11 protein-coding genes are annotated in these 13332 nt (G+C 71.2%); 1 reads left to right on the forward strand and 10 read right to left on the reverse strand.

Annotated elements, in window-relative coordinates:
• Positions 1-77: 77 nt before the first annotated feature.
• From J3P32_RS04895 to J3P32_RS04930, 8 genes are all read right to left on the reverse strand, one after another.
• Positions 78-1259: a nucleotidyltransferase domain-containing protein gene (locus tag J3P32_RS04895; RefSeq protein ID WP_210438710.1), complete on the reverse strand. Its 1182-nt coding sequence runs from the start codon at positions 1257-1259 to the stop codon at positions 78-80.
• A gap of 70 nt (positions 1260-1329) precedes the next feature.
• Positions 1330-2046: a right-handed parallel beta-helix repeat-containing protein gene (locus tag J3P32_RS04900; RefSeq protein WP_210438711.1), complete on the reverse strand. Its 717-nt coding sequence runs from the start codon at positions 2044-2046 to the stop codon at positions 1330-1332.
• A 395-nt stretch (positions 2047-2441) separates the two neighbouring features.
• The gene (locus J3P32_RS04905) at positions 2442-3749 is read right to left on the reverse strand and encodes a right-handed parallel beta-helix repeat-containing protein (protein WP_210438712.1); all 1308 of its coding nucleotides are present in this window, start codon (positions 3747-3749) and stop codon (positions 2442-2444) included.
• Positions 3750-4248: 499 nt separating this feature from the next.
• Positions 4249-5229, reverse strand: coding sequence for a glycosyltransferase (locus J3P32_RS18395; RefSeq protein WP_210438713.1), 981 nt, complete (start codon positions 5227-5229; stop codon positions 4249-4251).
• The gene (locus J3P32_RS04915; RefSeq protein ID WP_210438714.1) at positions 5226-6101 is read right to left on the reverse strand and encodes a glycosyltransferase; all 876 of its coding nucleotides are present in this window, start codon (positions 6099-6101) and stop codon (positions 5226-5228) included. Before J3P32_RS04915 ends, J3P32_RS18395 begins: the two co-directional genes overlap by 4 nt.
• A gap of 160 nt (positions 6102-6261) precedes the next feature.
• The gene (locus J3P32_RS04920) at positions 6262-6939 is read right to left on the reverse strand and encodes a hypothetical protein (protein ID WP_210438715.1); all 678 of its coding nucleotides are present in this window, start codon (positions 6937-6939) and stop codon (positions 6262-6264) included.
• Positions 6940-7068: 129 nt separating this feature from the next.
• Entirely contained in the window at positions 7069-7671 is a 603-nt protein-coding gene (pth, locus tag J3P32_RS04925; protein ID WP_210438716.1) for an aminoacyl-tRNA hydrolase, read from the reverse strand.
• Between the two features lie 127 nt (positions 7672-7798).
• Positions 7799-8458, reverse strand: a complete 660-nt coding sequence (locus J3P32_RS04930; protein WP_210438717.1) for a 50S ribosomal protein L25/general stress protein Ctc — start codon at positions 8456-8458, stop codon at positions 7799-7801.
• A 270-nt stretch (positions 8459-8728) separates the two neighbouring features.
• Here J3P32_RS04930 and pepN point away from each other — a divergent pair, with 270 nt between their 5' ends.
• Positions 8729-11140 carry an aminopeptidase N gene (gene pepN, locus J3P32_RS04935; RefSeq protein WP_246850629.1) on the forward strand — a complete coding sequence of 804 codons (2412 nt, stop codon included), beginning with the start codon at positions 8729-8731 and terminating at the stop codon, positions 11138-11140.
• A 138-nt stretch (positions 11141-11278) separates the two neighbouring features.
• On the opposite strand, the gene J3P32_RS04940 is transcribed toward pepN, so the two are convergent.
• Both J3P32_RS04940 and J3P32_RS04945 read right to left on the reverse strand, forming a co-directional pair.
• A complete protein-coding gene (locus J3P32_RS04940) occupies positions 11279-12250 on the reverse strand; it encodes a ribose-phosphate diphosphokinase (protein ID WP_210438719.1) in 972 nt (323 codons plus the stop codon).
• Between the two features lie 164 nt (positions 12251-12414).
• Positions 12415-13245, reverse strand: a complete 831-nt coding sequence (locus J3P32_RS04945) for an FkbM family methyltransferase (RefSeq protein WP_210438720.1) — start codon at positions 13243-13245, stop codon at positions 12415-12417.
• Between the last annotated feature and the right edge of the window lie 87 nt (positions 13246-13332).

The following is a 13332-nucleotide window of genomic DNA, read 5'->3' on the forward strand; positions in this document are numbered from 1 at the left end:
CCTACCACGCCGGAAGGTTTCAGGCCTCGAGCCACTCACTGGACCAGACCCCTTCCACCGGTCGGCGCAGCCGGCGGTCAGGCGCCCGAGCGGCGGGCCGCGGATGGGGGCGGCCCCAGGCCTACCGAGGCGCGGGCGGCAGACTCCACGGCGGCGAGGTAGACCTCCAGCGCGGTCTCGTCGGCTCCGCGGCGCGGGCCCTCCCCGTGCGCGGGGGTAGAGCGCCGATCGCCCAGCCACCGCGTCGCGTTGCGGCCGGCGGCGGCGAGCGTCGCAGGTCCGCTCGCGCGGACGGCTCGGGCGACGAACCTGTTCAGGCCCGCATTCGTCCGTCCGTGCGGCACGGGCGCGACCCGGTCGGTCAGCACCATGGCCGCCTGAAGCGACCGCGGCACGCGCAGGCGCGACGGCAGATCTGTCGGGAACGTCGTGCCCAGCACCCGCTGCGACCGCCCCAGCACGAGGGCCACCTGCACCTGCGCGCGCCACTGCCGCGCTCGGTCCGCCAGGTCGTCCCAGTCGGTGATGGAGCGGCTCAGCCGGTCGACGTCGACGAGGTAGATCAACTTGTTCGCGCCAGACAGCGCTGCGTGCAGGCACGCGTGCACGAGCGTGTCGGCCGGGTCCAGCGTCCAGGCCTCTTGCGTCCCGAGCAGCACCGGCACGCGCCGGTGCAGCAGGTCTGCGGTGGGCACGTCGAAGAGTCGGCGACGCGAGGCCATGTTGATCATCGACCAGTGAAGGTCGACGAGGACTCCGGAGGTGCTGACCCAGTGCATCTCGCCGGGCACCGCCCGGTTGAGCAGCATGTCCTCGTAGTCCGCGATGCGCCAGCCGGCCTCGCCCAGCCTGCGGCTCACCGCACGGAGGCGTGAGGGGTCCACCAGCACGTCGACGTCGTTGTAGGCGCGCAGGCCGGGGACCGGGTGCGCGTGCTCGGAGTAGACGGGGCCCTTGAACGTCACCCACTCGACGTCGCCGAGCGCGGAGCTCAGCTGCTGCAGGGCGGCACACGAGCGCAGGTGCATGGTGATCGCCCGCATGCGGTCCTCCCGGAACAGGCGCGCGACGTCCGGTGCCGCGTCCCGGTGCGCCACGTGCACGAGTGGAGCGATCCGGTGGAAGCGAGCCGCCTGCACGAGGTCGGGGTGGGCGTGCGCCGCCACGGGCGGCAGCACCTCCGACTGGCGCACGACCTCGACGAGGAGCTCGTCGACGTCGTCCCTGGTGGACTGCGCTGGTCGCGTCCGGAGCCCCATGAGCCGACCTCCCCTGGTGACCGATGCGCTTGCAGGGACAGTACGCGACGCGCGGGGCGGGCGGTCCGGATCAGCGAGCCGGATCGCCGGTGTCGTCGAAGACGTTGGAGTCGTCCCACGTGCTTGCGGCGTCCATGTTGCCGACGACGCCGTAGCGGTAGTCGCGGCCGAACCGGTTGCCGCTGTAGAAAGCGCTGTCGACGATCCCCTCGCTGCCGCCGTTGATCGTGTAGTTGCCGCCGTTCATGTAGTTGTCGATGACGCGCAGGTTGGAGATCCGGTCGTCACCCAGGAGGGAACCGATCTGGAGGGCTGCGTTCATCGGATCGCCCGTCGACTCGTCGTAGGGCAGCAGCGTGTTGCCCTCCAGAGTGACGTTGTCCCCGCTACGGATTTGGATGGTGTCGTGGTGCCCGCCCGACTGGCGCTGCAGGTCGTGGACATAGGAGTCCTCGATCGTCACGTCATCGCCCTGGATGCGGATCCCGTCCTCGGCGGAGTGGATGTCGGCACGCCGGATCGTGGCGGTGCTGCCGCTCGAGATGAGGATGCCGATCCCAGTGCCACCCAGGTTGTCGACCTCGACGTCCTCGATGAGGACGCCGGTCGCGTCGTCGGTCACGTGAATGGGATAGGTCGAGGTGTCCGTCTGCACCAGGGACTCCCGCAGGATGACGTCGTCCGCCGCGATGGTGACTCGACCCTGGATATGGAGCCCCTCCAGGACGGTGGCGTCCTTGGTGACGGTCAGCCCCTCCGAGGGACGCAGCGTCCTGCCTGCCGGCACCCCGGTGCTCGACTCGCCAGGACGCTCGGACGAGCGATCGGCCGGACCCTCAGAAGCCGGGCCCGACCACGGGCCGGAGGGCGGGCGCGCGGTCGAGTCGGGGGCAGACTTCTCGGTGGACGGCGTAAACGGCGTGGGTGAGGGTGGGGGTCCCGCGTCGGGCCTCGGGTCGCTGCAGGCCGGGAGGGCGAGGACGCCGACGAGGGCGACCCAGGACGCGCGACCCGGCCGGCGCCCGGTGGGGCGTGCCCGCCGGCAACGCGGCGTGCTCGACGGGGCTTCCATCGCACCTTCACCTCCCGGACCCGCGCCCGTACAGGATGATAACGCGACGGACCCCGTCGACTGCCGGAGCAGCCGACGAGGTCCGAAGGCGTAACGGTGCAACGGTGTCGTCAGCGCGCCGGGCTGCTGCTGTCGTCCCACACGTTGGTGTTGTCCCACGTGCTCGCACCGTCCATGTTGCCGACGACGCCGTAGCGATAGTCGCGACCGAACCGGTTGCCGCTGTAGACAGCGCTGTCGACGATGCCGTCGCTGCCGCCGTTGATCGTGTAGTTGCCGCCGTTCATGTAGTTGCCGACGACGCGCAGGTTGGAGATCTGGTCGTCACCCAGGAGGGAACCGATCTGGAGCGCCGCGTTCATCGGGTCACCCGTCGACTCGACGTACGGCAGCAGCGTGTTGCCCAGCAGGGTGATGTTGTCCCCGCTGCGGATCTGCACCGTGTCGTGGTGCCCACCGGGCTGCCGCTGCAGGTCGTGGACGTAGGAGTACTCCAGCGACACGTCATCGCCCTGGATGCGCACTCCATCCTCAGCAGAGTGGATGTTGGCACGCCGGACGGTGCCGCTGCTGTCGGTGGAGAAGAGGATCCCGATGCCGGTGCCGCCCATGTTGTCGATCTCGACGTTCTCGATCAGGGCACCGGTCGCGCCGCCGTCGACGTGGATCGGGTACCCGTCGGTGTCGGTCTGGATCAGGGAGTTGCGGATCGTGACGTTGTCGGCCTCGATGGTGATCGAGCCCTGGACGTGGAGCGCGTCGATGACCGTCCCGTCCTCGGTGATCGTCATGCCGCCGGACGGACGCAGCTTCGTCCCCGCCGGGACGCCCGTGTTGGACGCGTTGGGCCGGCCGGTCGAGGGCGGCGGGGGCGGGGTGAGCACCGTGGTCGTGGTGGTCGGCGCCTTGATCTCGAACGGCTTGCCGTCGACCCAGCTCTTGAGCACGACGGCCGGGTTGCGCTTGCTGCTCATGAAGTCGTTGCGGCAGTCGTTCACCCGGACCTTGCGGGCGAGGTAGTTGCCGAAGACGATGCCGTTGGTGCGGTTGGCCCGGCACTTGATCGTCGTGCGGAGGATCTTCGTCCCCTCCGCGCCGGGGAAGATGCGGATGCTGTGGTAGCCACCGAACTTCACGGTGGTGTCCTTGATCGTGACGTTGTCCGCCTTGACCGAGATCGATCCGTGGACGCGGGCTCCATCGACGACGGTGCCGTCCTTCGTGATCGTGAGGCGCTTGCGCTCCTTCGACTCGGACTTCGATCCCGCGGCGGGCTTCGCAGCAGCCGTGGCGTCTGCCCCGCGATCAGCGCCACTGCGGTCTGCGCTGTCGAGGGCTCCGGCGCTCGACTGGAGCGCACCGAGGCTCATGGCGGTGCCGACTGCGGCAACGAGGACTCTGGTCAGGGACGTGCTCATGATGTTCGACAATTGAGGGTTCTCCGCTCGGGGGGTCGGCGCACGCCGAATGAGGGCGCGCGCCACGGGCATCGAGACCCAACCTGGGGGCTGGACCTGCAGGAACGGAGGGCCCGGCACGTGTCAGGTGACTTTCAGGAGGCGGACCCGTCCGCTCGTCGCTCGCCGCGTAGTGGTGCTGATCTCACACGTTAGGGGCACCGGCGAGCGACCGCAGGGAAACTAGCAGAACGGCGGAGGGGCATAAAACCTGCGCGCTACCGGACGGTCCGTTCATGCCGTCGGCGAGGGGTCGCGGGGACGCGCGCCGCCGGACGCTGGTGCTGCTACTTGGGGCGTTCGGCCAACGGCGGATCACGCGTGGAACTGCCTCATCTGCGGTATGAGTGAGCGCCGGCGTCCGAGGCGTCGTGACGAGCGGCCATGTCACCGCGTACCCCAAATCGGGTAAATTGAGAATCCGGCAGAAATGGGTGGCGCTTCGTGACGAAGTGAGCGCCTAGCCGACGGGGGCCGGCACTGGGCCCGCGACGGTGCGTCTCGGGCGCGGCACGAGGTCCAGGACGGACGCCGTCGCGGACTTCACGACGCGCCGAGCAGCGGCGTGCTCGAGGTCGGAGAGCTTGAGGCTGTCAGCGTCGCGTGAGACGCACAGGTCGCGCAGGCTGAGCTCGAGCGCGATGGTCAGCTGGTGGTCGTCGACGTGCTCACCGTGCCGGGCGCGGCGCGGCACGAGCACCGGGAACGTGCCGTTCTCGAGCGCCATCAGCGCTATGCCGGTGCCGGCGTGCGCGACCACGACGTCAGCCTCCGCTATCGCGGCGGCCATCTCGGCGGACGGCACGGATGGGCGTGCGTCGATGCCGAGGCCGCTGACGTCGGTGGCTCCGGTCTGCCAGAGCACCTCGGTGCCGGCCGGCACCAGCGGCACCAGGCGCTCGACGAGGCGGCGGAACCCGTAGCCCTCCTGCGTCCCCAGGCTCACGACCATCCGCGAGACCGGCCGCGGTGCCTGCTGGACGGACTCGTAGAGCTCCCACGGCGACGCGAGGTAGGTCCAGCGGCGCGTGTGCAGCGCCGTCGACTGGCTGAAGGTCCGCACGCCCGGCATCATCGCCAGCATCCGACCCGATAGCGACGGCGCGTCGTACCTCGTCGCCGACTCGATGTAGACCGTCTCGATGTTGCGCATCCGGGCCTGCGGCAGCACCGCCAGGGCCAGGGCGGCGCCTGTGCTGACCACCAGCGTGACGGCGTACTGCTCGAACAGCACGCGGCACCGGGCGGCGTTGTGCATCACCGCGGCCGGGTCGCGTGGCGGGCAGGGCTCGGTCCAGTGCACGACCTCGCCGGCGAGCAGCGACTCGGTCTGCGGGGTGCGCGGCGTCACCCACACGACGTCCTCGACGTCCAGGCGCGGGCGCAGGGTGTGCAGCTGCATGATGTGGCCGCCGTCATTGGCGACAAGGAGCACGGTCACGCTGACCTCCCGGTAGCACTGGTCGAATCGAGCGGCACGCGCGAGCTCTCGTCGCGCTGCCAGGTGGTGTCGCCGGTCCGAGAAGCGCGCTGGGCGCCGATGGTCGCCGCCACGTGCACGGCGAGGAACACGATTGCCGGGCCTGCCAGCCGCGGCTGTCGCAGCACGAGTCGCGCCAGCGTGCCCGGGGTGGTGCGGGACGTCGCGCGACGCGTGCCGTTGGCGTCGGCCTCCCGGTTGCCGGTCACGATGCGGATGCGCCGGCGGACGAGGTCGGCGAGGGTGCGCGGCGGGTGGACGACGGCGACCGCCTCCTCGACCACGAGCCGCTCGCTGTCGTCGAAGGCCTCGGACATCGCGAGGTCGTCGCCCAGCGCGGGCGGCAGGGCATCGAGACGGCGCTGGCCCTCCGCGGTCACGACCACGACGCCCCGGCCGAAGAGCCCGCTCGCGACCTGCGGGAGCTCCTCCCACACGTCGTAGAACCAGCGCACCGGCCACGAGCACCCTTCGCGCGGCACGACCCGGCGGGGCGCTGCGGCGAGCGCCTCACCGGAGCTGAGCACTCGGACCAGGTGCAGCACGTCCTCACCGCTCAACTCGATGTCCGCGTCGAGGTGGACCCGGGGGAAGACGTGCACCGCCGCGTTGCCCACGCGGACGGCCTCGACCTTCGACGGCTGCGCAATCTCCAGGACCCGCACGGGCGGCTCGCAGGCGCGTGCGCGCCCGGCGGTGTCATCGGTGCACCCGTTGGCGACCACGACCACGTCGAGCCGACCGGCGTCGACGCCGCGCCTGAGCGCAGCCAGGGTCCGGCCGATCGTCGCGGCCTCGTTGTGCGCCGGGATGACGACGCCGACCTCAGCCATCCATCACTCCGCTCCCCCGTGCGGACGGACCGCCCGTCCGTCGGTCATCGTGGTGCGCCGCGTCCGCCCGTTGACGCGCCGGCGGGGGCTTTGCCACATATTGGTGAGGCTGCCGGCGGCCGCCCGTCTGCGCTGGCGGCCTCGGCGTCGCGCCGGGCCGTCAGGTCGGGTCGGCCGTGCTGAACGTGATGTCGGCCGAGCGCAGGTCGCGCAGCGAGAGCAGCAGCGCGTGCAGCTCGAGGAGCGACCACGTGTCGTCGAGGGCCGTGCCGCCCGAGGCGGCCCGAAGCACCTGGTAGACGTTCCAGGGCTCACGGCGCATCTCGGCGTGCAACGTGTTCCTCAGCACGGGCTGCAGGAAGTCCTGCTGCTCCCCGGGCGACGACCCGTACCGGTAGTGCAGCGGCGTCCTGCTAAGGTAGCCCAGCTCGCGCAGCATCTGCCAGTCGACCGCCATGACATGATCGACGCGACGGTCCGTGCCGGTCTCGACCGCGGCGACCGACGTACGGGCGGCCGCACCGACGGCGTCGACGAGCTCCTCCTCCAACGGGAGGGACACCACCTCGACGCGGCGACGGTCGTCGGCGATCTCGACGAGCATCACCGACTCCACGGCTTGCTCCCCCGGCAGCCACGACACGTCGCCGCCGGCCGCGTCGGCCGACGCGGGGTTGGCCTGCAGCGGACGGGTGCCGACCATGAGCACCGTCTCCCCCGCTGCTGCGGGCGGCCGAGCGCCGAGGTCGGCGAAGGCGCCCTCGATGCGGTCGAGCCGCCCCACCACGCTGACCTCCAGCGCGGCGACCACCGCGACCAGCACGACGACGGTGCCCACGAGCAGCCTCCGTGTCGTCCGGCCATGGGCGCCAGCAGCCACGTCGTCCCCCTCCGCCGATGCCTCGACGCTAGGGCGCCGGGCCTGCCACTACATGCCCCATACGGGGGAGGCTGCTGGGCGCGTGGATCAGGAGTTGAAGCGCTGCTGGGTCTTCTCGAGGCCGTCGGTGATCAGCGACTCGACCGCGTCGGCGGCGTCGGACACCTGGAACGGCAGCTCCTTGCGCTCGGCTGCGGAGTAGTTGGACAGCACGAAGTCGGCGACGTCCTGGCGGCCCGGCGGGCGGCCGATGCCGGCTCGCACGCGGTAGAAGTCGCCGGTGCCCAGCGAGGACCGCATCGACTTGAGCCCGTTGTGGCCGTTGTCGCCACCGCCGAGCTTGATCCGCAGCGTGCCGAACGCGATGTCGAGCTCGTCGTGGATCGCGATGACGTGGTCGGGGTCCACCTTGTAGAAGGTGGCGAGCGCCTTGACCGGGCCGCCGGACTCGTTCATCCAGCCGCGGCCGCGGGCGAGGACGACGCGGGGCCCGCCGAGCGACAGGCGGCCCTCGACGACGTCGGCGCGACCCGTCTTGTGCGCGCGCCAGCTCGCCTTCCCCGGCGGTGAGCCCATCCGCCGGGCGAGCTCGTCGGTGACCATGTAGCCGATGTTGTGCCGGTGACCGGCGTACGCCGGGCCGGGGTTGCCGAGGCCGACGACGAGCCACACGTCCGAGGCGTCACTCACGGCACTCATCCAATCAGTCGACTCGGCGCTGGTGCGCACCGAAATGGCGTCGAGTCGGCGCTTGTGTCCGGATCCCGCTGGACACAAGCGCCGACTCGACGGGGTCAGCAGGCGCAGATGCGCCGGGTCACTCGGAGTCGGTGCCCTCGGCGTCGGCCTCGGCGTCCGCGGACGCCGGGGCGTCGTGCTCGATGCCGGCGTCGGCCTCGGCGCTCTCCAGCTCCGCCTCGAGGGCCTCGGCGGAGATCTGCTGGGTCACGTTGACGATGAGCAGCTCGTCGTCGGCGAGCAGCGTGGTGCCCGAGGGGAGGGCGAGGTCCTTGGCGAGGACCTGGGTGCCGACCTCGGCGCCCTCGACCGACACCTCGAAGAACTCGGGGATGTGGGTGGCCTCGGCCTCGACGGACACGACGGCGTTCTCGTTGACCACGAGGGTGTCCGCGGCGGCCTCGCCCACGACGTGGATCGGGACCTCGACGGTGACCTTCTCGCCGCGCACGACGGCGACGAAGTCGATGTGCTCGATGACACGGCGGATCGGATCGACCTGGACGTCCTTGGTCAGCGCGAGCTGCTCGGAGCCGTCGACGTCGAGCGACAGCAGGGCGTTGGCGCCGCCGTGCTTGAGGGCCATCATCGTCTGGTGTCCCGGCAGGATGAGGTGGACCGGCTCGTTGCCGTGGCCGTAGATGACGGCGGGGATCTTGTTCGCGCGGCGGATGCGGCGAGCCGCGCCCTTGCCGAACTCGGTGCGCGACTCGGCGGCGATCTTCTCGGGGGCAGACATCATGTTCTCCGTACGTGGGGCTGGTCAGGTCGTCGGCCCCTGCGTCGTGGGGCCCGGTTCGCGGGCCTCGGGGGCCGGAGACGACGAACGCCGCGCTCCGGATCGTGGGCGCGGCGCGGTGAGGCGTTCCGGCCCAGTCGATCACGGAGTCCCGGTCGTGCGGGCTCCCTCGCCGAGGCAACCCCGGAACTCTAGACCCGCACGAGGCGCCGGGTCGAATCCCGGGTGCTCGACCCGAGGAGCGACGCCTAGGGTGTCCCGGTGCCCCTGATGCTGCCCGAGGCGCGTGAGCGCGCCGACCTGCTGACCGACGTCCACACCGAGCTCCACCTCGACCTGACCTCGACCGAGGACTTCGCCGTCGAGGCCACCATCTCGTTCCGGTGCACGAAGCCGGGCGCGTCGTCGTTCCTCGAGCTCACCGGCGGCACGGACGTCACCCTCGACGGCCGCCCGGCGCCGTACGCCGACGGGCGCATCGCGCTGACGGACCTCGCGGAGACCAACACGGTCCGCGTCACCGCGCGGATGCCGTACGTCCACGACGGCGACGGCATGACCGAGACGATCGACCCCGCGGACGGCGAGCGCTACGTCTGCGCGCACACCTCGATGGACATCACCCAGAAGGTGATCCCGTGCTTCGACCAGCCCGACATCAAGTCGACGTTCTCGCTGTCGGTGACGGCCCCCTCGCACTGGACGGTGCTGGCGAACGGCGCGCTGGCGTCGCGCTCGGCGGGCGGGACGGCCGACACGTGGGTCTTCGAGCAGACGCCGCCGTTCTCGTCCTACCTGTTCACCCTCGTCGGTGGACCGTGGGTGTCGGTGACCTGGGACGAGCCGTACGCCCCGGCGCCGGGCGGCACGCTGCCGTTCGGCTGGCACGCGCGCGCCTCGCAGGAGCGCGAGCTGCGGCGTGACGCCGAGGAGCTGCGCCGCATCACCAGCGCGTGCTTCCAGCACTACACGACGGTCTTCGAGCCGGAGTACCCCTATGCCGACTACCAGCAGGTCTTCGCGCCCGGCCTCAACTGGGGCGCCATGGAGTTCCCCGGCTGCGTGGTGTTCCGCGACCAGGCGCTCGTCCAGGGCACGCCGACCGAGCTCGAGCGCGAGTGGATGGCCTCCGTCATCGCCCACGAGATGGCCCACATGTGGTTCGGCGACCTCGTGACGATGAAGTGGTGGGAGGACTCCTGGCTCAACGAGTCCTTCGCCGACTTCATGGGCTACGACGTCGCCGGCGTCGCGGCCGGATACACCGACACGTGGACGTCCGCCGCCATCACGCGCAAGCCCACCGGCTACCGGGCCGACCGACGCCGCTCGACGCACCCCATCGCCGAGGACACCGAGGAGATCGTCGACGTCGACACCGCGTTCGCGAACTTCGACATGATCACCTACGCCAAGGGCAACGCGGCGCTCGCCCAGCTCGGCCACTGGCTGGGCGAGGAGGACTTCCTGGCCGGCGTCAACAGGCACCTGTCCTCCCACGCGTTCGGCAACGCCGACCTGGCCGACTTCCTCGACTCCCTCGACGCCGCCAGCGACCTCGACGTCCGCGCCTGGGCGGCCGCCTGGCTCCGCACGACGGGCTTCGACACCCTGGTCGTGACCAGGGACGGGGACGTCCCTGTGCTGACGCGCGAGGGCTCGCGACCGCACCGTCTCACCGTGTCGGCGTACGACGACGCGATGCGCCTCGTGGACTCCCGCGACGTGCACCTGGGCGCCGAGCCGGTGCGGCTCGAGGACTTCGCCGGGCGCGTCGTGGTGCCCAACTCGGGCGACGAGACGTTCGCGGTGATCCGCCCGGACGAGCAGTCCTGGGCCGCGATCACGGCCGGGTTGTCGTCGGTGGAGTCGCAGCTGACCCGGGCGATGCTGTGGTGGACCGCCGTCGACCTCACCGAGTCCACGGTCATCGGGGTCGGCGAGCTGGTCGCCCTGGCCGACCGGCACCTGCGCCCGGAGCGCCACCCGCTCGTCTTCGAGGGCGTCATGAAGGCCCTCCAGGCGGTCGTGCGGCGCTACGACGAGCCGGCCGAGGTCGCCGCCCACCTCTCGGTGGTGGCCGACATCGCGCGGGGCGCCGTCGACGGCGGTGACCCGGCCCTCGCGCCCGGCGCCTCCCGCGTGCTGGCGCGGCTCAGCGCGGACCGCGACTTCCTCGTCGGCTGGCTGGCGCGCGACGGCGTGGACCCGAGCGTGCGGTGGGCGGCGGTGCACCGGCTCGCCGAGCTCGGCGACCCCTCGCACATCGACCCCGAGTCCGAGCGCGACAAGTCGGTCGCGGGCCACCACGCCGCCCTGACGGCTCGCGCCGCGGTGCCCACCGAGGCGGCCAAGGCGGAGGCCTGGTCCCGCCTGATGAGCGGCGAGCTCGGCAGCCACGAGTTCGACGCCGTGGGCGCGGGCTTCTGGGGCTGGGAGCAGGGCGACCTGCTGCGGCCCTACCTCGACCGCTACGTCAGCGACGGCCTCGACCTCGCGCGCCGGTCGGGCCAGGCGATGGGCGACGTCATCGGCGACGCCTTCCCGCGGCTGCCGCTCACCGAGGGCGTACGCCGGGAGCTGCGCGCCGCGGTCGCCGCCGCCCTCGCGACCGGCGACGTGCCGACGGTGCTGGCGCGGTCGTGGAACGACTCCCTCGACGACCTCGACCGCACGCTCTGAGGTCGGGGGCTCGGGGCTCTCGCGAATCCCCCGCTTAGGCGGGGGATTGCGAACTTATGGGGGCGTGCAGACCCCGGGAAGTTCACGATCCCCCGCTCAAGCGGGGATTCCTGGGGCGGGTGGGGCGACGGCCGGGGGTCAGGCGTGGCCGTCGAACATCGACGTCACGGACCCGTCCTCGAAGACCTCGCGGATGGCCCGGGCGATGAGCGGGGCGATCGAGAGGGTCGTCAGCTTGTCGAACTGCTTGTCCGCGGGGATCGGCAGGGTGTTGGTGACGACAATCTCCGTGGCGGAGGAGTTCTTGAGGCGGTCGACGGCCGGGTCGGACAGGATCGGGTGGGTCGCGGCGATGATGACGCCCGCGGCGCCCGCGGCGACGCACGCCTCGGCGGCCTTCACGATCGTGCCACCGGTGTCGATCATGTCGTCGGCGAGGATGCAGATCTTGCCTGCCACCTCACCCACGACGCGGTTGGCGACGACCTCGTTCGCCACGTCGATGCGGCGGGTCTTGTGGATGAACGCCAGCGGTACGCCGCCGAGGCGGGCCGACCAGCGCTCGGCGACCTTGATCCGGCCGGCGTCGGGCGAGACGACGGCGATGGGCTGGTCGCCGTACTTCTCCTTGACGTAGTCGGTGAGGATCGGCAGCGCCATCAGGTGGTCGACGGGGCCGTCGAAGAACCCCTGGATCTGGTCGGCGTGCAGGTCGACGGTGATCAGCCGGTCGGCGCCGGCGGTCTTGAACAGGTCGGCGACGAGGCGGGCCGAGATGGGCTCGCGGCCGCGGTGCTTCTTGTCCTGGCGGGCGTAGCCGTAGAACGGCATGACGACCGTGATCCGCTTGGCCGAGGCGCGCTTGAGCGCGTCGACCATGATCAGGTGCTCCATGATCCACTCGTTGATCGGAGCCGTGTGGCTCTGGATCACGAAGGCGTCGCACCCGCGCACGGACTCCTCGTAGCGGACGTAGAGCTCGCCGTTGGCGAAGGCCCGCGCGTCCTGGGGGACGAGCCCGGTCTCGAGGAGGTCGGCGACCTCCTGGGAGAGCTCCGGGAACGCCCGGCCACTGAAGACCATCAGGTTCTTCTCGGTGGTCCGCTTCATTCCGGTCACGCGACGCGACTCCTGGCTCGGGGGATCGTTCGGAGGTGCTGGGAAGAAGTCTGACCCACGGTCGCGCCTCGTCCCAACCCCGGGGGTCACCCGTGGAACGAATCCGTCCCGTTCACAGGCCGTTCAGATGGCCACAACCTGGCGGACAGACTCCGTCAGGAGAGCGGGTCGGAGGATGTCCCCACCCGGCGCGCGGTCACCACGCTGAACCCCCATCCCGGCTTCTCGTCGAGGTCGGTGACCTCGAACCCCGCACCGCCTCGCTTGCAGTCGGCGAGGAGCTGCTCCACGTCATAGCCGCCATGGCACTCGACCACCATCCAGCGCACTCGGTCGATCCACCCGGCGCAGTCTGCGAAGAGCTCGGCCTCGGCGCCCTCGATGTCCACCTTGAGCAGGTCGATCGAGGGCAGGTCGCCCACGGCGAGCACGTCGTCCATGGTGACGACCTCGACCGGGACGCCTTGACCGGCAGTGCCAGTGATGGTGAAAGCGAACTCGCCGTTGGTCGTGGTGAGCTGTGCGGTACGCCGCGTTCCCCCCACGGCGTGGGGGACGATCCGGGCGTCGAGATCCTGCAGGTTGGTCCGCAGAGTCGCCACGTTGCCGACCTCTGGCTCGACGCAGACGACGTGGGCGTCGGGCCAGCGGCGCAGGAACCACAGCGCCGCGAGGCCGGTGTTCGCCCCGAGATCCAGCACGGTGCGCGGGGCGGGCATCGGCGCGACCGCCCGCTCGTAGCCGTCCCAGACGAGCAGCTCGCCGAGCACCGAGATGTCCGTGGTGTGGGACCTCAGCACCGCCTCGCCCAGCGCGCGCGTACGCACGCGGCGCACCACGGGGCGCGGACAGACGACCGGGCCCGCCTTGGACTGGGACAACCGCACCTGCATCACCCGGGCGAAGTCCCTGACCGAGGCCGACTCTCGGCCGTAGCGAATCACCTCCCGCGTGTAGCGGGCCACGCGCTGCTGGACTGCACCCATACCGGCCTCCCCCTCCGCTGCGCGGCGCAGGGCGCCGGCGCACTCACTGCAGTGTGACGGCGGGTGGCGCCCGCGAGGCCACCAATA

The organism is Nocardioides xinjiangensis, assembly GCF_017916385.1.
GTDB classification, from domain to species: Bacteria; Actinomycetota; Actinomycetes; order Propionibacteriales; family Nocardioidaceae; genus Nocardioides; species Nocardioides xinjiangensis.

What these genes read in the sequence shown, in the direction of transcription:
- J3P32_RS04895 (WP_210438710.1), bottom strand. Translation starts at nt 1,259, where the DNA reads ATGGGGCTCCGGACGCGACCAGCGCAGTCCACCAGGGACGACGTCGAC.
- J3P32_RS04905 (WP_210438712.1), bottom strand. Translation starts at nt 3,749, where the DNA reads ATGAGCACGTCCCTGACCAGAGTCCTCGTTGCCGCAGTCGGCACCGCC.
- J3P32_RS04915 (WP_210438714.1), bottom strand. Translation starts at nt 6,101, where the DNA reads ATGGCTGAGGTCGGCGTCGTCATCCCGGCGCACAACGAGGCCGCGACG.
- J3P32_RS04930 (WP_210438717.1), bottom strand. Translation starts at nt 8,458, where the DNA reads ATGTCTGCCCCCGAGAAGATCGCCGCCGAGTCGCGCACCGAGTTCGGC.
- pepN (WP_246850629.1), top strand. Translation starts at nt 8,729, where the DNA reads ATGCTGCCCGAGGCGCGTGAGCGCGCCGACCTGCTGACCGACGTCCAC.
- J3P32_RS04940 (WP_210438719.1), bottom strand. Translation starts at nt 12,250, where the DNA reads ATGAAGCGGACCACCGAGAAGAACCTGATGGTCTTCAGTGGCCGGGCG.
- J3P32_RS04945 (WP_210438720.1), bottom strand. Translation starts at nt 13,245, where the DNA reads ATGGGTGCAGTCCAGCAGCGCGTGGCCCGCTACACGCGGGAGGTGATT.